We start from the raw sequence: 23,759 nt of genomic DNA, 5'->3' as shown, positions 1-23,759 counted from the left end.
TGAATATTGTGTTTCAATCTTTGAGAAACATTTTCTTATATGATTTTTTTTTTTTTTCGTTTTCAACTCTAATATTTTCTTATATGACTTATATGGTTTAAAAGTTTTTTATCTCGGAGGAGTCTTTTTGTGTTCTGTTTTTCGAGATAAAAACTGTGAGTTATGTTTAAAATTATTCATTTATCTTTGCAAAAGATTTAAGGTTTAATTTGAAATCTAAAATCTGAAATCTAAAATTAAAGAATGACAGGAACCGTTTATAAATCTACAGGAAGCTGGTATACCGTAAAATCTGAAAAAGGGGATTTTGTGGAATGCCGTATGAAAGGGAAATTCAGAATTAAAGGAATCAAAAGTACCAATCCTATTGCTGTAGGCGATATAGTCGATTATGAATTGGATGAAACTTCAGATGCTGTAACGGGAACAATTCACAACATTCACGAAAGAAAAAATTATATTGTTCGTAAATCGGTAAACTTGTCCAAGCAGATTCATATTATTGCTTCCAATATTGACCAGGTTTTTTTACTGATTACAATTGATAATCCGCCGACAACGACTAGTTTTATTGACCGTTTTTTGGTTACTGCCGAAGCTTACGGAATCGAAGCAATTCTTGTTTTTAATAAAATCGACACTTTAACAGAACAGACTTTAGACGATCAGTTGTATTTACAGCACATCTATTCTGAAATTGGTTATAAATGTCTTCGCATTTCTTCGACAGAAAATAAAGGAGTTGACAAACTGAAAGAAATGATGATTGGCAAAGTAAGCATGTTTTCTGGACATTCAGGAGTGGGGAAATCGACTTTGGTCAATGCTTTAGAACCAAGTCTTCATTTAAAAACTTCCGTAATTTCAGAGCAGAGCAAACAAGGACAGCATACCACTACTTTTGCCGAAATGTACGATTTGTCTTTTGATGCTCGAATTATCGATACACCAGGAATCAAAGGTTTTGGAATTGTAGATATGGAGCCTTCAGAAATTAGCGGTTATTTTCCAGAATTCTTCCGATTAAAAGATCAATGTAAGTTTAACAACTGTTTACACAAAGAAGAACCGCATTGTGCTATAAAAGCAGCGTTAGAAAGAGACGAAATTGCTTGGTCGCGCTACAACAGTTATCTTAAAATCCTCGAAGGTGACGAAGAACATTATCGTACCGATACTTACGGCGAAGACCGTGCGGCAAGTGATGAAACCCGAAAATAAATTTAAAATTCCAATTTTTTAAATCCCAAATTCCAAACTATCGATGCAATGTATTGCGTCTAACAAGTAATTTATAATTCATAATTTGCAATTTATAATTTCATGAAAGTAGTCATCCAAAGAGTTTCTCAAGCTTCAGTAACTGTAGATCAAAAAATAACAGCCGAAATTCAAAAAGGGTTATTGGTTTTAGTCGGAATCGAAGATGCCGATACGCAGGAAGATATGGACTGGCTGGCTGGTAAAATTGTGAAAATGAGAATTTTTGGAGACGAAAATGATGTGATGAACTGCTCGGTTCAGGATATTGACGGCGATATTATTGTGGTAAGCCAATTTACACTTCATGCTTCAACGAAAAAAGGAAATCGTCCTTCTTATATAAAAGCTTCAAAACCAGATTTTGCAATTCCGACCTACGAAAAATTTGTTCAAGCAGTAGAAAAAGAGTTGGGAAAGAAAGTTCAAACGGGAATTTTTGGTGCCGATATGAAAGTCAGTCTACTAAACGACGGACCAGTTACAATTGTAATGGACAGCAAAAACAGGGAATAAAATATTATTAAACATTTGTTAAGGATTTCTGAAAAAAATATATATTTGACGAAAATCCCTATTAATGAAAAACCTTTTTTTTGCGTTATTTTTACTCTTACTCAACCTTAATTTATTCGCTCAAAAGAGCATTTATCCGATATCTACTATTCCAGATAGTTTAAAACAAAATGCTAACGCTGTTGTAAGACTTGATCAAATAGATATAGTTATTACTTCTCAAAGAAGTATGAATGTTAAAAAGCAAAGAATAATAACAGTTTTAAATGATAAAGGTCAAAGAGAAATTGATGCTTATCAGCATTATGATAAACGAAACAATGTAAAAAATATTGAAGCAACTATTTACGATGCCCTTGGAAAAGAGATAAAAAAAATAAAAAGAAAGGACTTTATTGATAGAAGTGCTGTTGAAGGATTTATCCTTTTTTCAGATAGTCGTATCATGTATATGGAGTATACTCCTATTTCTTATCCTTTTACAGTTGTTTATAATTGTGAATATGAAACTTCTACAACAGCTTTTATTCCAACTTGGTATCCTTTAACTAATTATTTTGTTAGTGTAGAAAAAAGTATTTTAAATGTCAGCTATCCAAAATCCCTTGGATTTAGAAAAAAAGAAATTCAATTCTCAAACTTTCAGATTGACAAAAAAATAGATACAGATACCCAGATTTCATACGAAGCTTCTTCTATTTTAGCTCAAAAAGCAGAAGATTATAGCCCTTCATTTACAGATATTTATCCTAAAATAATGATGGCGCTTGAGTTCTTTAATTTGGAAGGAGTTGATGGAAATGCTAAAACTTGGCAAGAATTTGGAAAATGGTGGTATGATAGAATATTAATTGGAACAAGTCAAATTTCAGAGGAGACAAAGTTGAAAATGAAAACACTTGTTGGTAGTGAACAAGATCCAATTAAAAAAGCGAAATTAATTTATGACTACCTTCAGCAGAAAGTGAGATATGTAGCAATTATGGAAGGGATTGGAGGCTGGAGACCTATGCTTGCGTCTGATGTTGATCGTCTAGGCTATGGAGATTGTAAAGCTTTGACTAACTACACGAAGGCTCTGTTAGAATCTGTTGGCGTGAAATCTTATTATACTAAAGTATTTGGCGATACATATAAAACAGATATTACTTCGGATTTTGTTTCTCAACAGGGGAATCATATAATTTTAGCCATCCCAAATAAAGATGATTACGTCTGGCTAGAATGTACAAGTCAGGATGATCCGTTTGGATATCAGGGCACATTTACAGATGATCGCGATGTTTTGGTTGTGAAACCTGATGGTGGAGAAATTGTACGAACTAAAATCTATGATGACAAAGGAAATATACAGGAAGGTAAAGGAGTGTACACAATCGATCAAGCTGGAAATTTTTCTGGAGTTTTAAAGATAGCTTCTCAAGGAAGTGTTTATGCATCTAAATCTCAAGTAGAAACGATGCAGCCAAATGAGAAAGAGGAACATTATAAAAATTACTGGGATAATATTAATAACCTGAAATTGGGTAAAATTACTTTTACTAACGATAAAGAAAATATTCGTTTTACCGAAGATGTCCAGTTAAGCGCTGCAAATTATGGAGCACTTTCGGGCAACAAAATGATTTTTGTAGTTGATGCTTTTAATCAATATACGGGAAGTGTGAAACGAATTAGAAATCGCAAAAATCCATTTCAAATTCAGCGTGGTTATTTAGATACAGATGAAATTGAGATTAATCTTCCAGAAGGTTTTAGTATCGAATTTCTGCCTTCAAACTATGAATTAAAAGGAAAATTTGGAGAATACAAAACTGAAATCATTAAAAAAGACAATAACAAACTAACTTATAAAAGATCGATGTTCTTAAACAAAGGGAAATATTCAAACAAAGAATACGATGAATACCGCTTGTTTATGGAACAAGTTTCTAGAAATGATAACGCCAAAATAATATTGACAAAAAATTAAACCAATTATAAACTAACCAAACCAAAAATTACCAATGAGAGAAGCTAGAATTCATTATGATCAAAATGATTACAAAATAAACCGAAAAAATCGTTTTAAAACGTATTTAGTAAGATGAGAAATTTTATAATTTCTATCTTTTTGTTTTGTGCATTTCTGAAAGGAATTGCACAAAATGCTTCTTTAGGAAATGTTACAATAGCACAGCTGGAAGAAAAAAGGCATCCAAAAGATTCAACTTCGGCGGCGGCTATTTTGTATAGCAATATCGCTTTAAATCTTAATAATAACGGAAACTCTCAAAAGACGACCACTAAGAAAATTAAGATTTATAAAAGCGAAGGCTATTATTTGTCAAATATTGCAATTTATTTTGCGGCAGGAAAACTAAGTTATGTACATATAGTGAGTGCCTTTACTTATAATTTAGTTGACGGAAAAATTGTAAAGACAAAACTCAAACCTGAAAATGAGTTTATCGAAAAAAACAATACCAGTTACTGGATTAAAAAAATAGCTTTTCCAGAAGTAAAAGAAGGTTCCATTATTGAATTTCAGTACACCGAAGAAGGTGGTTTCTCTACTCTTTACAATTGGAATTTTCAAGAAAATATCCCAGTCAATTATTCTGAGCTTAAAACCATTTTTCCAGATGCTTTTGTGTTTAAAAAAAATCTGAAAGGTTTTTTTGCGCCCAAAATAACTTCGAAAGTGGCTAACACTTACAATTATATTGCTACAGAAACAAGTTATGTTTTTCAGAATCTGCCAGCAATGAAAGAAGAAGCTTTTGTAAATAATATTGACAATTACAGAACAGGAATTACTATTGAGTTAGAAAGAATTTCTGTTCCTGGACAGTTTTATAAGACATTGTCATCAGACTGGACAAGTGTTGCCAAAACTATTTATGATTTTGATTCCTTCGGGACTGAATTAAATAAATCAGGATATTTTGAAGAAGATCTTAAAGTATTGTTAGACGGAAAAACAACAGCTAATGCGAAAATTACTGCGATTTTAGAATATGTGAAATCAAATGTAAAATGGAATCAGCATGCTGGCTATTCTTGCGAAAAAGGAGTTCGTAAAGCTTACAAAGAAAAAATAGGAAATAGCGCAGATATTAATTTAATGCTTACCGCAATGCTTCGAGAGGCGAAACTTAAAGCAAATCCTGTTTTGATAAGTACGCGCTCAAATGGAATAGCTTTTTTTCCGAATCTAAATGCTTTCAATTATGTGATTGCAGCTGTTGAATCAGGAGACGAAATGATACTGCTTGATGCGACAGATCCTTTCTCTGCTCCAAACGTACTTCCTTTAAGAGATTTAAATTGGATAGGAAGATTAATTCGTAAAGACGGAACTTCAGAAAGCATTGATTTGGCTCCTAAAAAATTTGCAGCAGATAATGTTGCAATAGATTATACTATCGAAGCTGGAGGCAGAATAAAAGGAAAAGTAAGATGCCAGTACACAGAGCACAAAGCAATGGACTGCAGAAATAATTTTGAAAAAACGAAAGAAGACGCCTATCTCGACGATCTTGAAAATAAATATGGCAAAATTGAAATAAGCGATTATAGCAGATCAAATGAAAAAGATGTTTTGTTGCCAGCTGTAGAAAGCTTTTCGTTTACAAGCACCAATTTTTGCGAATTAATAGGAGACAAAATATATATTAAGCCAATGCTCTTTTTTGCTAATACAAAAAATCCTTTTAAGCAGGAAACAAGAGAATATCCAGTAGATTTTGGATTTCCTTTTTTAGAAAAATACAATATTAGCATACGAATTCCTGAAGGTTATGCGCTAGAAACAATTCCTTTTGGAGGAGTAGTCGCGATGGACGAAGATTTAGGAGTTTTTAGATATAACATTGCAGTCATTGATAATACCCTACAATTATTAGTGTCACATCAAATTAATTCGCCTATAGTGTCCAAAGAACAATACGTAATTCTAAAAGATTACTACAAAGAAATGATCGCAAAACAAACCGAAAAAATCGTTTTAAAACGTATTTAAATTATGTTGAGATTTCTCCTAATTTGTACTGCCCTTTTGGGAAGTACAATAACAATTCAAGCTCAAAAATATGAATTGGGCAAAGTAACAATTTCAGAATTAAATGAGAAAGTTCATCCTAAAGATAGCAGTGCGCCCGCTGCTATCTTGTTTAAAAAGGGAAGGACTTATTTTGGTTATAACAAGGATGTTGGATTTTATGCCAACCATGTCTGCGAGGTAAAAATCAAAATTTACAAGAAAGAAGGTTTGAGCTGGGCCGACCAGAAAGTGCGTTTTTATATCGGATATGAAAAGTTAAATGAAGATCGTTTAGAGTTTTCAGATGCGGTTACGTATAATTTGGAAAACGGAAACATTGTAAAAACTAAACTAAATAATCAAGGAGAATTTAAAACCAAAATCAATAAATACTGGAAAGAAAAGACCATTACATTGCCAAATGTAAAAGTGGGTTCTATTATTGAGTACAAATATGTTTTAAAATCGGAAAATCTTATAAAATTTCCAGATTTTGATATTCAGTTTGACATTCCTGTCGACTATTTTTATTACAAGACACAAATTCCAGAATTTTTTGTTTATAAGCCAATTTTAATTGGAGGAATTCCGCTTACAACGGAATCTAAATTTACAAGTGCTAGTCAGAGTTTTGACAATGCTTACAGTCAGACCAGTTCCTTTAGCTACAAACAAATTGAAACCTTTTATGAAGGAAAAGATGTTCCAGCGTTAAAAGAGGAACCGTATATCAATAATCTTGAAAATTATCGAGGCAGTATTCAGCAGGAACTAGAGAGAGTTCGTATGCCAGATCAGCCTGTTAAAGATTACAGTTTGACATGGGAAGGCGTTGCACAAACGATTTTTAAAGACGAGAGTTTTGGCAAACAGCTTAATGAATCCTCTTTGTTTACAGACGATCTCAATAAATTATTGACAAACGTAGAAGATAAAAATGAAAGATTGAATCTGATTTTTACGTATGTTAAAAATCGAATGAACTGGAATGAAATTAATAGCTGTCATACAGAAAAAGGAGTTGTAAAAGCTTATAAAGATCAAACGGGGAATGTTGCCGAAATTAATTTTATTTTGATCAATATGCTTCGTGCGGCTGGTATAGAAGCAAATCCTGTTTTGGTAAGTACAATCCAGAACGGACTTCCGGTTTATCCCACAAGAACAGGATTTAATTATGTAATAGTTGCAGCAGATATTGATGGAAAAAGAATCCTTTTGGATGCAACACATAAACTTACTTCTCCTAACATTTTACCATTAAATGTATTAAACTGGAAAGGAAGATTGGTTAAGAAAGATGGCAGTTCGCAAGAAATAGAATTAGATCCTGCATCACAATCTAAAGAAATTTATACTCTTATGGTTAAAGTGGATCCTGACGGAAAAATGAATGGTCAGGCGAGGGTGCAGCGAACAGATTATGATGCGTACAGCTTTAGAGAAGAAAACAATGCTAAAACGGAAGATTCTTATCTGGAAAAATTTGAGAATAAATTGGGAGGATTAACGATTTCAAATTATAAAATAGAGAATCAGAAATCAAATTTAGATCAGTCGGTTATAGAAACTTTTACTTTTGCTTCAGACAGCCGTTCAGATATTATTAACGGTAAGATTTTTGTAAATCCGTTATTGTTTTTCACACAAACAAAAAATCCATTCAATCAGGAAAATAGAGTAATGCCGGTTTATTTTGGGTATAAAAATTTGGAAAGATTTACTTTTAATGTCGAAATTCCACAAGGCTATACAGTAGAATCAATGCCAAAACCGGTTAAAATCTCTTCAGAAGACAAAAAGATGTCGTTTATTTTAAATTTTTCAGTTTCAGAAAACAAAATTCAAATTATAAGCCAAAAAGAAATTAACAATAGTATTTTTGCAGCTGAGGATTACGGAATGATAAAAGAGTTTTTTCAGAAAATGATTGTAAGCCAAAATGAAAAAATTGTTCTAAAAAAAATATGATAAAATGAATTTTCGTCCGCTTGCCATTTTTCTTTTTCTGATTCTTTTTACTTCTGGAATTAACGCTCAAAATTTTGAATTGGGAAAAGTAACCATTCAGGAATTACAGGAAAAAGAAAACCCTAAAGATACTTTTGCGCCAGCGGCCATTTTATTTAAAAAAGGAAGAACCTATTTTACTTATACAGAAGAAAATGGTTTTATTGCGAATCATGTTTACGAATTCAGAATTAAAATTTATAAAAAAGAAGGATTAAGCTGGGCAACTCAAAAAGTATCTTATTACGTAGGATACGAGAACTTAAGAGACGATAAAGTCTCCTTTTCGGACGCTGTAACATACAATCTCGTAAATGGAGAAATTGTAAAAACAAAAATGAAAAGCGATGGCAATTTTAATAATAAAGTAAATCAATATTGGAACGTTGCCTCAATCACGCTTCCTAATGTAAAAGAAGGATCTGTTATAGAATTTAAATATGTTTTAAAATCTGAAAACCTTGTTCGTCTTCCTGATTTTGAATTTCAGTATGATATTCCAGTCAATTATTTTGAATATAAATCTGAAATTCCGGAATTCTTTATCTATAAAACGCTTATTGTTGGCAACATAAAACCAGAAATGAGCGGAGAGGTAGAGAATATTAAACAGATTTATGCCAGCAATTACAAGCAAATTCGAAGCTTATATACCGGAAAAGATGTTCCTGCACTGAAAGAAGAAAGTTTTGTTGATAATATAGACAACTATAGAGGTTCGATTCAAAATGAACTAGAACTAAAAAGATTTCCAGACAAGCCAGTCGTAGATTATACTAAAACCTGGGAAGGATTGGCGTCCACTACTTACAAAGACGCTGAATTTGGAAAGGAATTATCCGAAAGAAGTTTTTTTGAAGAAGATTTGAAGAAACTCCTGCAAAACACAAATTCTCCAAAACAACGTATGGATACCATTTTTAAATTTGTTCAGAACAGAATGAATTGGGATAAAAAGAAAGGTTATTATACGGTTAAGGGAGTTAAAAAAGCTTACCAAGAACAAGCAGGGAATGTGGCTGAAATAAATCTATTGCTGATTGCCATGTTAAAGGCGGCTAAAATTGAGGCAAATCCAGTTTTAGTAAGTACTACCGAAAATGGAATTCCATTATTTCCTAACCGTACCGTTTTTAATTATGTGATTGCCGCAGCTGAAATTGATGGCGAACAGATTTTAATGGATGCATCCAGTAAGTTTACAATTCCAAACATTCTTCCATTAAACGTTTTAAACTGGAAAGGAAGACTAATTAAGAGTGATGGTTTTTCTAAAGAAATAGAATTAATTCCAACAAGCTTTTCAAAACGTATCAATACAATTCAAGTGTTGATTTCGCCAGAATTAGGGCAGGTTAATGGCACTTTATCACTGCAGAAAACAAATTATCTGGCTCTTTCTTTTAGAGAAAACTATGGTGGCAAAAGCAATGCAAGCAATATCGAAAGATTGGAAAATGATTTTGGAGGAATTGAAATAGAAGATTATAAAATTGAAAATCAAAACAGCAATTTATCGAAACCTGTTTTTGAAAAAATCACATTTAGTTCCAATAAAGCCTATGACATAATTGGAGACAAAATAGTGCTCAATCCACTGCTGTTTTTTACTTACGGAAGCAATCCTTTTAAATTAGAAAAAAGGCAAATGCCAATTTACTTTGGTTATCCAGAACAAAGAAAGTATAATCTATTTTTGAAAATACCAGATGGTTATAAGGTAGAATCGGTGCCAACTCCATTAAGAATTGTAATGGAAGATAAAGCGGCTTCGTACACCATGAACACGATGGCAGATGAAAGCCAGATACAAATTATAGTTACTCAGGAAATCAGCAAAGCTATTTTTCCGACCGATGATTACGATATGATTAGAGATTTTTTTCAGAAAATAATCGAAATTCAAAACAATAAAATAATTCTAAAAAAGACATAGAAGATGAACTTGAAAAATGCACAACTTGACGTAGATACTTGGATAAAAGAACACGGCGTTCGTTATTTTAACGAATTGACCAATATGGCGCAGCTCACAGAAGAAGTTGGAGAAGTGGCCAGAATTATTGCACGCCGTTACGGAGAACAATCTGAAAAAGAAAGCGATAAAAACAAAGATTTAGGAGAAGAATTGGCGGATGTTGTTTTCGTAGTTTTATGTTTGGCAAATCAGACAGGAATCGATTTGCAAGCTGCTTTTGATAAAAAAATGGATCTAAAATCGGTTAGAGATAAAGATCGTCACAAAAACAATGATAAATTGAAATAATTGTGAAATATCACTCATAAGTTTTGAATTATGAGTTTTGAATTTTGAATTATGAATGGGGAGTGGTAAATTGCGGGGCTGAATTATGTTTCTAGTCATTCATAATTCATAATTCACAACTTACAATTAAAAAAATGAATTTAAAATTAAGCACGAATTCACCATTCACCATTGATGATTCGCAACTAAATATTACCGGTTCTAAAAGTGAAACGAACCGTTTATTGTTACTAAAAGCATTATTTCCAAATATTACTTTAGCCAATACATCAAACTCAGATGACAGCGAAGTAATGCAGAAAGCTCTTGCCGGAAATGATGAAATTGTAGACATTCACCACGCAGGAACAGCAATGCGTTTCCTTACGGCTTATTTTTCGGTTAACGAAGGCAGAGAAGTAGTTCTGACAGGTTCGAGCAGAATGCAGGAACGTCCGATTAAAATTTTGGTTGAAGCTTTAGCACAATTAGGTGTTGAGATTTCATACGAAAAAAATGAAGGTTACCCGCCAATTAGAATTAAAGGAAAAAAAGTTACTGCTTCAAAAGTAACTCTGGCAGCAAATGTGAGCAGCCAATATATTTCGGCACTTTTATTAGTAGCTTCAAAATTAGACAATGGTTTAGAGCTGACTTTAGAAGGAGAAATTACTTCGATTCCGTATATCAAAATGACTTTAGCTTTGCTAGCGGATTTAGATATTAAAACGAGTTTTGAAGGAAACGTAATTAAAGTTTATCCAAAAACCTCAGTTGAAACCAAAGAGATGGTAGTCGAATCAGATTGGAGTTCGGCTTCTTATTTCTTCAGTCTTGTTGCTTTATCAGATGCTGCAAAAATTACTTTAAGCAGTTATAAAGAAAACAGTCTTCAGGGAGATTCTGAATTGGTTTCGCTTTACGCGAAAATGGGAGTGAAAACGACTTTCGAAAACAATAAAATGACTTTGGAAAAAGTTTCTGGATTCAATTACCAAGATGTAAATTTTGAATTGAACAATACGCCAGATATCGCACAGACGATTGTAGTAACCTGCTTAGGTTTAGGAATCGGATGTCATTTAACAGGTCTTCACACTTTAAAAATTAAAGAAACAGATCGTTTAGAAGCTCTAAGAATCGAACTTACTAAATTGGGCGCTAATATTTCGGTGACTAATGATAGTTTGACTTTAGTTCGTTCAGAAAATATTAATCACGATATTCATATTGCAACTTATAATGATCACCGTATGGCAATGGCATTTGCGCCGCTTGCGATTAAAGTACCTATTATCATTGACGATGCAGAAGTGGTTTCTAAATCATACCCAGATTTCTGGAATGACTTGAAAGTATTAAATTTTAAAATTGAAGAGATTTAATTTTAAACCATATAAGTTATATAAGTTCATTTTTAGCTTAACTGGCTGAATAAGCTTAATATCAATTGCCTCCAGTTTTAACTGGAGGTATTTTTTTAGCATCATTTTTTGGCTTTAGCCGAATTATAGTTCTAGTTTAAAATGAACTTATATCACTTATATGGTTTAAAAAAGTCAATCTGAAACCTCAGTAAATCAAGGACTTTTGAAAATAAAAGGCAAAACACTTGACAACGCCTATCTCACAATCGTATATTTGCAACCGATTTAAAATTTTAGATGAGCAAATCTAAAATCTATACGCTAAAATCTATAATTCAAATATGAAATTATCACACTTCAATTTCAACTTACCGAAAGAACTTTTGGCTGAATTCCCAGCAGAAAACAGAGATGAATCTCGCTTAATGGTAATTGACCGTAAAAAAAATACTATCGAACATAAAATGTTTAAAGACGTTATCAACTATTTTGATGACGGAGACGTTTTAATTCTTAATAATACAAAAGTTTTCCCTGCGCGTTTGTATGGAAACAAAGAAAAAACTGGAGCAAGAATTGAGGTTTTCTTATTAAGAGAATTAAATTCTGAGCAAAGACTTTGGGACGTTTTAGTAGACCCAGCTAGAAAAATCCGTATTGGTAACAAACTTTATTTTGGTGATGACGATTCGTTGGTTGCTGAGGTAATCGACAATACAACTTCTCGTGGTAGAACTTTACGTTTCTTATATGACGGATCTTACGAAGAATTCAGAAATAAATTGACAGAACTTGGAGAAACTCCAATTCCTAAATACATCAACAGAGAAGTAACTGCTGAGGATGCTGAAAGATACCAAACTATTTATGCAAAAGAAGAAGGAGCAGTAGCAGCACCAACTGCAGGTTTACACTTCTCTAAACACCTTTTGAAAAAATTAGAAATCAAAGGAGTAAATTTTGCTGAGGTAACTTTACACGTTGGTTTAGGAACTTTTAACCCAGTTGAGGTAGAAGATTTATCAAAACACAAAATGGATTCTGAGGAATTGATTATTACTCAAAAAGCTTGTGATATCGTAAACGAAGGAAAAGCAAAGAAAAAACGTATTTGTGCAGTAGGAACAACTTCTATGCGTGCAATTGAAAGTTCTGTTTCTTCTGCAAATACTTTAAACCCTTACGAAGGCTGGACAAATAAATTTATTTTCCCTCCTCACGATTTTAGTATTGCAAACTGTATGATTACAAACTTCCACACACCAAAATCAACATTATTAATGATGATTTCTGCTTTCTGTGGACACGATTTAATGAAAAAAGCATACGAAGAAGCGATCAAAGAAGGATACAAATTCTATTCTTACGGAGATGCGATGTTGATTTTATAATTAGCATTTATCATAAAAAAAGACCCGACAAGTTTCAAGATTTGTCGGGTTTTTTCGTTTTATTTGTTTCACGTTCGTTGTGAAATTTAACCGCAAAGTTCGCAAGGATTTTTTTACTCGGTTTGTGTTTGCAAAATGAAAAAGAACGCAAAGCTTTGCGAACTTATTAACGTTTGTAAACGTTCAGTTTGATAAAAAATCCTTGCGGACTTTGCGGTAAAAAACACAAAGCATTTCAAGTTGAAACATTAAACCTGAAACAAAACAAACAAAAATTGTTATTTTAGCACACAAAACAAAAAACAATGACTTTTCAAAATACACGCGAATTTGCACGAGAGCTTGATTCGCAAGACGCATTAAATAAGTATCAAGAACAATTTATTTTTCCTAAAGTAAACGATAAACGAGTAATATATTTTACAGGAAACTCATTAGGCTTGCAGCCAAAACGTACCAAAGCCTACATAGACGAAGTTATGAACGACTGGGCAGAACTAGCTGTTGAAGGTCATTTTTATGCTGAAAAACCTTGGTGGGATTATCAAGAAAGATTTGCAGAACCGTTGAGTAAAATCGTAGGTGCGCTTCCATCAGAAGTTACGGTTATGAATACTTTGACGGTAAATCTTCATTTATTAATGGTCTCTTTTTATCAGCCAAAAGGAAAACGTTACAAAATTATCTGCGAAGAAAAAGCTTTCCCGTCAGATCAGTATATGTTTCAGAGTCAGGTGAATTTTCATGGATACAAACCAGAAGATGCTATTGTAGAAATCAAACGCAGAGAAGGAGAACACAATATTCGCTTAGAAGATGTTTTAGCCAAAATTGAAGAAGTGGGTGACGAGCTGGCTTTAGTTTTAATTGGAGGAGTAAATTATTATACAGGACAAGTTTTTGATATAAAAACCATAACGGCTGCCGGACAAAAAGCTGGAGCAAAAGTGGGTTGGGATTTAGCGCATGCTGCTGGAAATATCAAATTAGAACTGCACGATTGGAATGTCGATTTTGCGGCTTGGTGCAGTTACAAATATATGAACTCGGGACCAGGAAATGCTTCGGGCTGTTTCGTTCACGAAAAACATCATAATTCAGATCTTCCAAGATTTGCGGGATGGTGGGGACATAACAAAGAACGCCGTTTTAAAATGGAACCTACTTTCGATCCCGTTCATGGAGCAGACGGATGGCAGATTAGTAATCTTCCGGTTCTTTCTCTTGCACCATATTTGGCTTCTGTAGAAATGTTTGCTGAAGTTGGAATGGATGCTTTAATTAAAAAGCGTGATCATATTACTTCTTATCTGGAATTTATTCTTCATGAAATTGATAAAGAAGTCGATAGTACTTTTGAAATTATCACGCCTTCCAATCCAGAAGAAAGAGCTTCTCAGTTATCTGTATTTTTGCACGGAGAAGGAAGAGCTTTATTTGATTATTTAATGAAAAACGGAGTAATCACAGATTGGCGCGAACCAAATGTAATTCGTCTTGCACCAGTTCCACTGTATTGCTCTTATGAAGATATGTATGATTTCGGACAAATTCTGAAAAAAGGAATTTTAGGGAAGTAAGTTTTTTAAGTTGCAAAGTTACAGAGTTGCAAAGAGGCAAAGTTTTTTTGCCACTCCCGATAGCTTAATCTTTTAAATCTGCCCGAAACAATTTATTAATATATTATATCAATTGCCTCCAGCTTTAGCTGGAGGTTTTTTTATGTCACAAATCCGGCTTTAGCCCAAACAGTAAAGTTTGGCTAAAGCCTTTTCGGTATTTCTTAATTTACCCTCCAGCTAAAGCAGGATGCAATTCAAATTAAAACTTTGCATCTCTGTGCCTTTGCGAGATTAAAAAAAAACATCGCGACAAAAACCTTTGTCACTCTGCCATTTTGCATCTCTGCCACTTTGCATCTCTGCCACTTTGCATCTCTGCCCCTTAAATTTTATAATCTTTCAAAAAAATTCTGTAACAACTGTTATAGCAGATATTTCGTAATTTGTAATGTATAATTTTAAAAATTACAATCATGAAAGGCTTATATATATTATTGACCGTGATATTTTTAACTTCTTGCCAGCAACAAAGCAAAGAAGATATAAATAAAGCTAAACAAGCCAGCATTGATTCAATGAAAGTTGAGATTAACAAACAGCGTGTTATCGATTCGATGAAGACTGAAATGGCTAAAATAAATGCAGAAAAGATCGAGGCTCAGAAAGAAGCTCAGAAAGAAAAAGTTGTTGTAGTGCATCAGCAAGACGGAACAACAGCTGCACCAGCCGCAACAGCTAAAAAGAAAGGTTGGAGTGCAACCGCTAAAGGTGCCGTAATTGGTGCTGGTGTTGGTGCCGCAACTGGAGCGATTGTTAGTAAGAAAAAAGGCGAAGGCGCTATTATTGGCGGATTAGCTGGAGCTGCAGTAGGAACAGGAACTGGAGCTGTTATTGACAGTAAGAATAAAAAGAAAGAATAGTATATTCTATAAATAAAAACAAACCCCAAATGTGACCACATTTGGGGTTTTCAATTTTAAACCAACTCTGAAACGGGAATTTTAATACCAACTAATTCTGATTTACAAGAATCGAGTTGATTTAAGTCACCTTTAAAGGGCATCGTCGATTCAAATAAATTTTTATAATACTCAATTCCATCCAACAGATTCGATTTAAAAGTATTCCATTTTTTAAGCTGAGCAGTAGTGATTTCTCCAGAGATAGATTGAATTTCATTTCTAAAATACTCCACGTACATTTTAAGCTCTTTTATAAATAAGTTTGGACGTTCTGTTCTAATAACCGATTTGCCTTGATAAATATGCTGGATCATGTCTTTTAAAGAGACTTCTTGATCAAAATAAGCTAAGTTTGGTCCAGGACAAATGACAACACCTTGTGCCTGACCTTTTATTTTAATATCATTTTCCAGATAAGATGCATTGGCTAAACCAACGCACAAACATGATTTTTCGGTAATTTTGATTTTGCTTTTTTCGAATTCATCAGCAGATAAAGCATCTTTTTTTGCCTCTAATTCTTCCAGTTTAATATCCTGATATTTTTTTGAAGCTGTACAAATTCCGTGCGGATCGTATTCTTTGCTTAAGGCTAAAAATTTCTTTGGGCACGAACTTCCTGCTTTATTTTCCTGAATTCGCTTTCGCTTAAAAAATTCATTCGTGGTTCCTTTCAACGTATTAAACGGAACTCCCAAAGGCGAAATATTACTTAAGTAAAAATCATCTTCTTTGGCATTCATCAATAAATTACGGGTTTCTTGGTCTACAGAAGTAGCTTCGGGAACCAATAAAAATGGAGAACCCCAGCCCACAGAATCGACATTGTATTTATCTAATAAAAACTCATGTTCTGCTGCTGTTCCAACTCCACCTTGAACGGTAATTTTTAATTCTAAAGGTTTTTCAGGACAAACCATATTTTTTGACTGTAGAGCCTTAATCATTAATTCGTGGGCAGATTGTATCAATTGCTCTTTTTTGGCCTTAAATTCTTCTAAAATGGTGCCCAATAAAAGGCCATCGGTGGCAAAGGCATGTCCGCCGCAGTTCAATCCCGATTCAATTCGATATTCTGAAACCCAAAGCCCTTTTTTGGCTAAAAAATTTCCTTGAATCATTGCCGATCTAAAATCGCTTACTTTGAGGATAATTTTTTTCTTCAGCTCGTTATTTTCGTTTGGAAAAAAATCTTTAAAGTTTTCGAAATAACCGAACAATCTCGGATTCATTCCAGCAGAAAGCACCACCGAAGATTCCAAATTACTATTGGCAAAACCTCTTAAAGCAGCATGAGCATCATTAAATTCGGTAGGAAGCTGTTCGTTTTTGATAAAATTATCTTTATCTAATTTCGTCATGATATTGACGTCAATCTCTCCAGGAAAAAGATGCGATTCAATATAATTCTGAATGTTTTCTTTAAAAGCAATTCCATCGTCCAGTAAATTCTGAAATCCTTTTTTAATATCAGAAGTATTAGGCAACATTGACACAAAGTTTTCTAAAGACGTTTTGCTTTCTGCCAATTCTGTTTTAAAATTTTCGAATTTCTCTTTTACAATTTTATCGACTAAATTTAAATAAGAGGTAATTCTTTCAGCACGATAATCGTGAAATTTTTGAGTGATTTCTTCGTATGGAATGTTGAATTTAGTGCTGTAAAAATTACGCATCTTTTCAATCAAATCATCATCGGCCAAAGCAACAACTGATGAAATTCCGTACTGCGCGACTCTTATTGGGCTGTCTATCGTATAGGCCAATCCCATTACCGGAATATGAAAAGTATGCAGATTTCTTTTTGTCATTTGTATTCGGATTAAAATAGAGACAAATGAAAAAAAATAATTCTTCCTAAAACCTGATAAATGTCAGGTTTGCGGGTTGGTAAAGTTTTTTCCGCCACGAATTCACGAATTATTTTTAATGAAATTCGTGAATTCGTGGCGGAAAATCTTTGCGTTTTTTATATCAAAATCTTCTTGAGAGATTCTGCAATGCTTCGCCACAGAAGATTATAAAACGATCTGTCTTGAAGTCGCTCGACTTCAATTTCTGCAGATTTTGCTCCGTCTTTCGAATCATTTTTGACCAGTAAATTGGCAATTGCAGATTTAAGTTTGGCTTCTTTTTCTGGATTTTTCTTTTTGTACAATTTCACTTTGAGATCATCATAATCTAAAGAAGCATTTCCTTTTGAGCCGTTGTCGTTTCCGTAAAAATTAAAACGGTATTTGTTAAAAGTTCCTGTAAAAGTGGAGTTGATATAAGGCTTAGTGAATCTTGTCATCGCTGTGACATCAAAATTCGAAATAGTGCCTTGAATATGAAATCCGTCGCTTTTATCCAAAACATTAAAACTCCAATCGACATCAAGAGGAGAGTTTTTCATAAAAATACATTTCACTTTTATTTTGACATCAGCTGTTTTTTTTAAGCCAAAACCGCTTCGCAAATTAGTTGCTTGCAGATTGAATTTGTCGAAGGTTAAAACTCCTGGGCCTTTAGAAAAATCAAGCTCTTCTTCGTAAACCAGTTTCGATTTTAAAACTTGAAGTGTGTCAATTTGAAGCGGAAATTTTAGATTTCGCAGTAAATGATTGTACAGGTATTTTTTGCTTGGATCGTCTTTTATCATTTTTCCGCGATAAATATTAGCATCAAAATGATTAATTACGAGCGAATTTGCTTTAAGATAAAATTGGTCATTTTTAAAACCCCAATCCATTTTTTCAACCTGTGCCGAGTCAAATTTTAAACGGTAAATATCTTTTTCTTTGTCAAGATGTTTCAAAAAATCTCGTCGTTCCAATTGAGGAAGATTGGAGAAATTATTGATTTTTAAAAAATTCTTTTCGGTGCTTATTTTTCCAATATTGATGTGGTAAAAACCATTTGGTCTGTAAAATAAGCTGTCGCAAACCAAAGCATATTTTTTATATTGAATCGGAATTTTTTCTTTTAAAGTAGCGTCTGTAATTAAAATCCCTTCCAGTTTTAAAAGGATTTTTTTGACGCTAAAAATTGGTTTTTCTGTGTCGAGAGAAACAACATCAACTGTTCCATCGTTGAGGTAAATATTCGAAACCGCAATAATTTTTCGAAAAGGATCAATAATCTCTTTCTGAATACTTTTGCTGTTATTGATTAATTTTTCGCCTTTTTTATATAAAATGATTCGCGGTTTATTGATAATTATGCTTTCCGCCTGAATGACATCGCGAAAAGCCAAATCCCAAATATTGAAATGCTTTATGGTGATGGATTCAATTTTCGAAAAAAGTCCATTTTTGCTGTCTTTTGGTTCATTTTTCGGACTCACCAATAAAGTCTGCGCATTAATATTTCTGGAAAAAAGAGAGACTTCAATTTTTTCGTAATTAATATTATAAGCTGTTTTGTTTTTTTCGTGAATAATAATCGGAAGCTGTTTTTTGATCCAGTAATTCAGACCAATATTGGCAAGAATTACAATCACAAGGAGAGAAATTACTACAAGAGCTATTTTTTTATAGATTGACATTTATAGTATTAATTTTAAATACATAAATTTAGACTTTTAATAAGAGTGGCTCCTTATAAAATTTTATATAAAAGTTATATTATTACGAATTTCATCTTTTTACTTTTTTAGAATATGAGAATAATTAAAAAAATTCTGCTGGCATTGTTGGTACTTATTGTAATTCTTGCGATTGGTTTATGCGCTTATATTTTTCATTTAAAACCAAAATATGAAGGATCGTTAGAATTGAAAAATCTCGAAAAAGAAACTACGGTTTATTTTGATGATTTTGGAGTGCCGCACATCTATGCCGATTCTGAAAAAGATGCCATGACGGCGCTTGGTTATGTGCATGCGCAAGAAAGATTATGGCAGATGGAATTGTTGCGCCGAATTGCGCCAGGGCGTCTTTCTGAACTTTTTGGTGGCGTTGCGCTTAAAAATGATAAATTCTTTGCTGGAATCGGGATTGAGGAAGCTTCCGCGAAAGCGATTGCCAAACTAGACAAAAACAGCGAAAGCTATAAACTGACTCAGGCTTATTTAGACGGAATTAATCAGTATTTGGAGGAAGGCGTTACGCCAATTGAATTTACTTTGGTTGGTGTCAAAAAACAAAAGTTTACAATAGAAGATGTATATAATATTTTCGGATATATGTCTTTCAGTTTTGCAATGGCACAGAAAACAGATCCGTTATTGACAGAAATTAAAAATAAATACGGCGTTGAATATTTGAAAGATTTAGGAATTGAAGGAGAATTTAACAACACCAGAATTAAAATTTCTAAAGAAAAAACAGAAGAATATACCGAGATTTCAAAATCGATAACGGCAATGTTGGATCAATCTCCGATTCCGCCATTTGTTGGCAGTAACAGCTGGGTTGTTGGACCGCATAAATCGAAAACAGGAAAAGTGATTTTTGCCAATGATCCGCATATTGGGTTCTCGCAGCCTGCAACTTGGTACGAAGCACATTTAGTTACGCCAAAACAGGAATTATATGGCTGTTATTTGGCTGGAACTCCGTTTCCGCTTTTGGCGCACAATAGAGATTATGCGTACGGTCTGACGATGTTTGAAAATGATGATATCGATTTTTACCAAGAAAAAAATAAAGCAGATGATGCTACTCAATATCAAACTCCAACGGGTTTCAGCAAATATGAAATCAGAAAGAAAACAATTAAAGTAAAAGATTCTTCAGATGTTGTCTTGACGGTTAAAATTACGCGTCACGGTCCCGTTATGAACGATTTTTTGGAGCGTTTAGAAAAGAAAAACCCAATTGCAATGTCGTGGACATATACAAGAGAACCAATCCAAATTCTAGATGCGGCTTACGGTCTTTCACACGCAAAAAACACAACCGATTTTAAAAAATCTGTCAGCTTAATTGCAGCACCGGGATTGAACGTAATGTATGGCGATGCTAAAGGAAATGTTGCTTGGTGGGCGAGCGGGAAATTGTATCGACATAATGAAGGCGTTAATCCACATCTGATTTTAGACGGTTCAAGCGGCAAAGATGATATCACTAAATTTTTAGATTTTGAAGAAAATCCATCTTCTGAAAATCCAAAATGGGGTTATGTCTATTCTGCCAATAATCAACCGGAGGCAATAAATAATGGTTATTTATATCCGGGGTATTATTTGCCAGAAGATCGTGCGAAAAGAATTTCTGGAATTCTGGATGCTAAATCTGATTGGGATAAAGAAGCCATCAGCAAAATGATTTACGATAATACGTCTGACGTGGCTGTTGAAACTTCTAAAAACTTAATTGCAAGTTTGGATCATAAATCGCTTTCTAATGCTGAAAAAGAAGTGATAAAAGTTTTAAAATCTTGGAAGGGAACTACCAATCTAGAAGATGTTGCACCAACGATTTACAACAAATGGATTTATCTGTATCTGAAAAACACGTTTGAAGACGAAATGGGTAAAGATAATTTCGATTTGTTTTTAGGAATTTCTCTTGGAAAACAAGTTATTGCGAATCAGATAAAAAATGAAAATTCGGTTTGGTGGGATAATATCAAAACCAAAAATGTAAAAGAAACCAGAACAGCTATTGTTTCGAAATCATTTCATGATGCTGTTATTGCTTTGCAGAACCAGTTAGGAGAAAATATTTCAGAATGGAATTGGGGAAAAGTGCATACCGTAGAACACGAGCATCCGCTTGGTAAAGTAAAAGCCCTTCGCGGATTATTCAATGTTGGGCCTTTCAATTCGCCAGGTTCCAATGAAGTAATCAATAATTTATTCTTCGGATACAATGACGAAGGAAGATATTACACCAAAGGCGGACCTTCGACCAGAAGAATTGTCGATTTTGCTGATGTAGAAAACAGCTGGAGTATTCTGCCAACTGGACAATCAGGAAATCCGTTCAGTAAACATTACGACGATCAAGCCGAAATGTATAACGAAGGAAAGTTCAGAAAAATGAAATTGAATAAAGATGAGATTGTAAAAACATCTACAAAATTGGTTTTTAAACCGAAGAAGTAAGTTTTTGTTTCAGGTTTAAAGTTGTAATCTTTGTCAAAGTTCCAAACTTTGACAAAGATTTCTACACAAAGAAAAAGCTTTGAGCCTTTGTTACTTTGTCCCTTTGAGACTTATCTCAAAAGATATTTCCCCTTCACAATATCATCAGCAAAAATGTTCAGATTATTAATAAGCACTTTATTATTGGTCATCACATTTTTAGTTTGGTAAGCCGTGTCTTTTTCGTAAGCTTTCAATAAAGTTTCCAGTTCCACTTCGTCAAAAACCACAAAACTGTTGTAAATCGCATCTCTAAAATTTTTGTAATTGATGCTTTGGGTAATTTCCATTGCTTTTTGTTCGTTCCAGCCTTCTTTTGCAGAAGTTTCATTTATTTTAGATAAACAAAAATCAATCACATAGTTTTTGTAATGTGCAGCTTCGACAATTTTATCGATTATAATTTTGTTTTGCTGCGTTGGCATTGCGGCCGAAGTGTAATTGGTTTGTGAGATACTTTTAGAAGAAATAAAAAGAGAGAAACAAGCAATTAGAAAGGAGTGCTTTTTAAAATTATTCATAGGTAAAATTATTTTGGGCAGGGCTAAAATAATATTTTTTAAAAATAAATTATCGAATTTGAGTGTTACAAGTTGTAACAAAAAACTCCAATAAAATAGACTTTAAATCTACTTTATTGGAGTCCAATTTTTAAAATATTCTGCTTTTATTTTTTAGAAAGCTCCTCTAAAACTTTTTTACCGTTTTCGTTTGTAGGATCCAGTTCAACAGATTTTTTATAATTAGCCAATGCCAGTTTTTTGTCTCCATCTGCCAAATAAGCTTCGCCCAAACTATCATAAACATTTCCAGATTTAGGGAAAGTTTCTACATTGATTTTAAAAATTTCAATAGCTTCTTTCTTTTTCCCATCTTGCAATAATTGATAGCCAACACGATTCATGTCGTTTTCTTTAATGTTGTAAGTTGGATCGTTTTTTAGTTTGTTATAAGATTCTATTCCAGCTTTAAAGCCTTTGGTAGAAAATGTTTCGAATAGTTCGTACGCCAGTGATCTTTTTGGCTGCTCAAAAGGTTTATTATTAAGTATATTGCTAATTGCATCTGTCATTTCGCCTAAAACAGTACCTCCTGTATTATTTAATAGAACGATAAGATTTTTGTGTTTAAAATTTCTCGAAATAATAGTGTTAAAACCATTGATTCCACCACCGTGCCCAACAGTTTTTCCATTTTCATCATCTTCTATAAACCAACCGTAACCATAAGATCCATCCCCAGCTTTGATGTAAGGTTGAAATAATGATTCCATCGATTTTGCCGAAAGAAGTTTGTTTGTGTACAAAGCCTGATCCCAAAGAGATAAATCTTCCACAGTTGAATATAAAGATCCCGCAGCATACGGAATACTCATATCAACGTAAGGCGCATTGCTAATCAATTTTCCTTTTCTTTCATAACCTGCAGCTCTGTTTTTTAAAATTGCGTCGCTGTGATCATAACCAGAATTCACCATTTTTAGAGGAGTAAAAATAATTTCCTGTAAATATTGCTCGTAGGTTTTGCCCGTAATTTTTTCGATAATATAGCCAAGCAAAAAGTATCCTGAATTGCTATAGCTGAATTTTTCTCCAGGCGTAAATTCCAAAGGCAGGCTTGAAAAAGTTTTTACAAACGCTTCGGGAGTGTACGGATTTCGGGCTTTATCTTTGAAGAATCCCGGAGCATCAGTATAATTTGGAATTCCTGAACTATGCGTCAATAATTGGTGAATCGTAATTTTACTGCCATTTTCTTTTGGATAATCTGGAAGATAGGTCGTAATAGGAACATCAAGTTTAAGTTTTCCTTCTTCTGCCAATTTTACAATTAAAAGAGCCGTAAACTGTTTGCTGATAGAACCCAATCTGAATTTGGTGTCAGGCTGGTTCGGAATATTCCATTCCATATTTGCAGAGCCAAAACCTTTTTTGAAGATTACTTTTCCATTTTCGGCTACCAAAGCAGAACCGTTAAATTGTCCGTATTCGCTGTATTTGTTTAAAAGCTCTTCAATTTTTTGTGCTTTATCTTGAGCAAAAACGCTGAATGCCGAAAGTTGAAAAGCGACAAAAAGAGCTATAAGTTTGATTGATTTTTTCATAGTAAACGGGTTATGGTTTAAGATTAATGAATGATTTGTTTTTGATTGATGATTGAAACTTGCTAGCAGAAAGATATTCCGTTTTTTAAATCTTGATCACGATTTTTTAATGAAATATATTTATGTCCTAAAATCTTAGACGACTGTTTTGCAATTTAGTTTCAAGATTCTTTCATTTTTTTTAAAATATAAAAAAGCAGAGCACAGACCGCTTTAAAATTGGCCTATGCTCATAACTAACAAATATT

16 protein-coding genes are annotated in these 23,759 nt (G+C 33.4%); 12 read left to right on the top strand and 4 right to left on the bottom strand.

Annotated features, from left to right (window positions below; translation table 11 throughout):
• Window positions 1–243 precede the first annotated feature (243 nt).
• The 11 genes from rsgA to AC3E9W_RS00125 all read left to right on the top strand — a co-directional run bounded on the left by rsgA (window position 244) and on the right by AC3E9W_RS00125 (window position 15,295).
• A complete protein-coding gene (gene rsgA / locus AC3E9W_RS00175; protein ID WP_488766152.1) occupies window positions 244–1,221 on the top strand; it encodes a ribosome small subunit-dependent GTPase A in 978 nt (325 codons plus the stop codon).
• Between the two features lie 102 nt (window positions 1,222–1,323).
• Entirely contained in the window at window positions 1,324–1,776 is a 453-nt protein-coding gene (gene dtd, locus AC3E9W_RS00170) for a D-aminoacyl-tRNA deacylase (RefSeq protein WP_306153182.1), read from the top strand.
• Window positions 1,777–1,840: 64 nt separating this feature from the next.
• Window positions 1,841–3,748: a DUF3858 domain-containing protein gene (locus AC3E9W_RS00165; protein WP_488766150.1), complete on the top strand. Its 1,908-nt coding sequence runs from the start codon at window positions 1,841–1,843 to the stop codon at window positions 3,746–3,748.
• A gap of 114 nt (window positions 3,749–3,862) precedes the next feature.
• Window positions 3,863–5,779, top strand: a complete 1,917-nt coding sequence (locus tag AC3E9W_RS00160; protein WP_488766149.1) for a DUF3858 domain-containing protein — start codon at window positions 3,863–3,865, stop codon at window positions 5,777–5,779.
• Window positions 5,780–5,782: 3 nt separating this feature from the next.
• Window positions 5,783–7,771 carry a DUF3858 domain-containing protein gene (locus tag AC3E9W_RS00155; RefSeq protein WP_488766146.1) on the top strand — a complete coding sequence of 663 codons (1,989 nt, stop codon included), beginning with the start codon at window positions 5,783–5,785 and terminating at the stop codon, window positions 7,769–7,771.
• Window positions 7,772–7,775: 4 nt separating this feature from the next.
• Entirely contained in the window at window positions 7,776–9,746 is a 1,971-nt protein-coding gene (locus AC3E9W_RS00150) for a DUF3858 domain-containing protein (RefSeq protein ID WP_488766144.1), read from the top strand.
• A gap of 3 nt (window positions 9,747–9,749) precedes the next feature.
• A complete protein-coding gene (locus tag AC3E9W_RS00145; RefSeq protein ID WP_007811153.1) occupies window positions 9,750–10,076 on the top strand; it encodes a nucleotide pyrophosphohydrolase in 327 nt (108 codons plus the stop codon).
• 134 nt (window positions 10,077–10,210) lie between these two features.
• The gene (locus AC3E9W_RS00140; protein ID WP_488766142.1) at window positions 10,211–11,440 is read left to right on the top strand and encodes a 3-phosphoshikimate 1-carboxyvinyltransferase; all 1,230 of its coding nucleotides are present in this window, start codon (window positions 10,211–10,213) and stop codon (window positions 11,438–11,440) included.
• A gap of 323 nt (window positions 11,441–11,763) precedes the next feature.
• Window positions 11,764–12,813 carry a tRNA preQ1(34) S-adenosylmethionine ribosyltransferase-isomerase QueA gene (queA, locus tag AC3E9W_RS00135; RefSeq protein WP_306153164.1) on the top strand — a complete coding sequence of 350 codons (1,050 nt, stop codon included), beginning with the start codon at window positions 11,764–11,766 and terminating at the stop codon, window positions 12,811–12,813.
• 305 nt (window positions 12,814–13,118) lie between these two features.
• Complete coding sequence (gene kynU, locus AC3E9W_RS00130; protein WP_488766140.1) at window positions 13,119–14,393, top strand: kynureninase; 1,275 nt, start codon at window positions 13,119–13,121, stop codon at window positions 14,391–14,393.
• Window positions 14,394–14,848: 455 nt separating this feature from the next.
• Entirely contained in the window at window positions 14,849–15,295 is a 447-nt protein-coding gene (locus AC3E9W_RS00125; RefSeq protein WP_306153160.1) for a YMGG-like glycine zipper-containing protein, read from the top strand.
• 56 nt (window positions 15,296–15,351) lie between these two features.
• Here the strand turns inward: AC3E9W_RS00125 and AC3E9W_RS00120 are convergent, their stop codons facing one another.
• Together AC3E9W_RS00120 and AC3E9W_RS00115 are read right to left on the bottom strand one after the other, a co-directional pair.
• Window positions 15,352–17,148, bottom strand: a complete 1,797-nt coding sequence (locus AC3E9W_RS00120) for a hypothetical protein (RefSeq protein ID WP_488766138.1) — start codon at window positions 17,146–17,148, stop codon at window positions 15,352–15,354.
• Window positions 17,149–17,306: 158 nt separating this feature from the next.
• Window positions 17,307–18,863, bottom strand: a complete 1,557-nt coding sequence (locus tag AC3E9W_RS00115) for a hypothetical protein (RefSeq protein ID WP_488766136.1) — start codon at window positions 18,861–18,863, stop codon at window positions 17,307–17,309.
• Window positions 18,864–18,977: 114 nt separating this feature from the next.
• Between AC3E9W_RS00115 and AC3E9W_RS00110 the strand changes: the two genes are divergently transcribed.
• Window positions 18,978–21,368 carry a penicillin acylase family protein gene (locus tag AC3E9W_RS00110; RefSeq protein WP_488766134.1) on the top strand — a complete coding sequence of 797 codons (2,391 nt, stop codon included), beginning with the start codon at window positions 18,978–18,980 and terminating at the stop codon, window positions 21,366–21,368.
• 110 nt (window positions 21,369–21,478) lie between these two features.
• On the opposite strand, the gene AC3E9W_RS00105 is transcribed toward AC3E9W_RS00110, so the two are convergent.
• Both AC3E9W_RS00105 and AC3E9W_RS00100 read right to left on the bottom strand, forming a co-directional pair.
• Window positions 21,479–21,928 (bottom strand): hypothetical protein, encoded by a 450-nt coding sequence (locus AC3E9W_RS00105; RefSeq protein WP_306161466.1) that lies wholly within the window; start codon window positions 21,926–21,928, stop codon window positions 21,479–21,481.
• A 146-nt stretch (window positions 21,929–22,074) separates the two neighbouring features.
• Entirely contained in the window at window positions 22,075–23,511 is a 1,437-nt protein-coding gene (locus AC3E9W_RS00100; protein ID WP_488766133.1) for a serine hydrolase, read from the bottom strand.
• Between the last annotated feature and the right edge of the window lie 248 nt (window positions 23,512–23,759).

This window comes from Flavobacterium sp. 38, from assembly GCF_057799715.1.
Note: the sequence above shows the minus strand (reverse complement) of the source record. Positions and strands in the feature narration are given on the sequence as shown.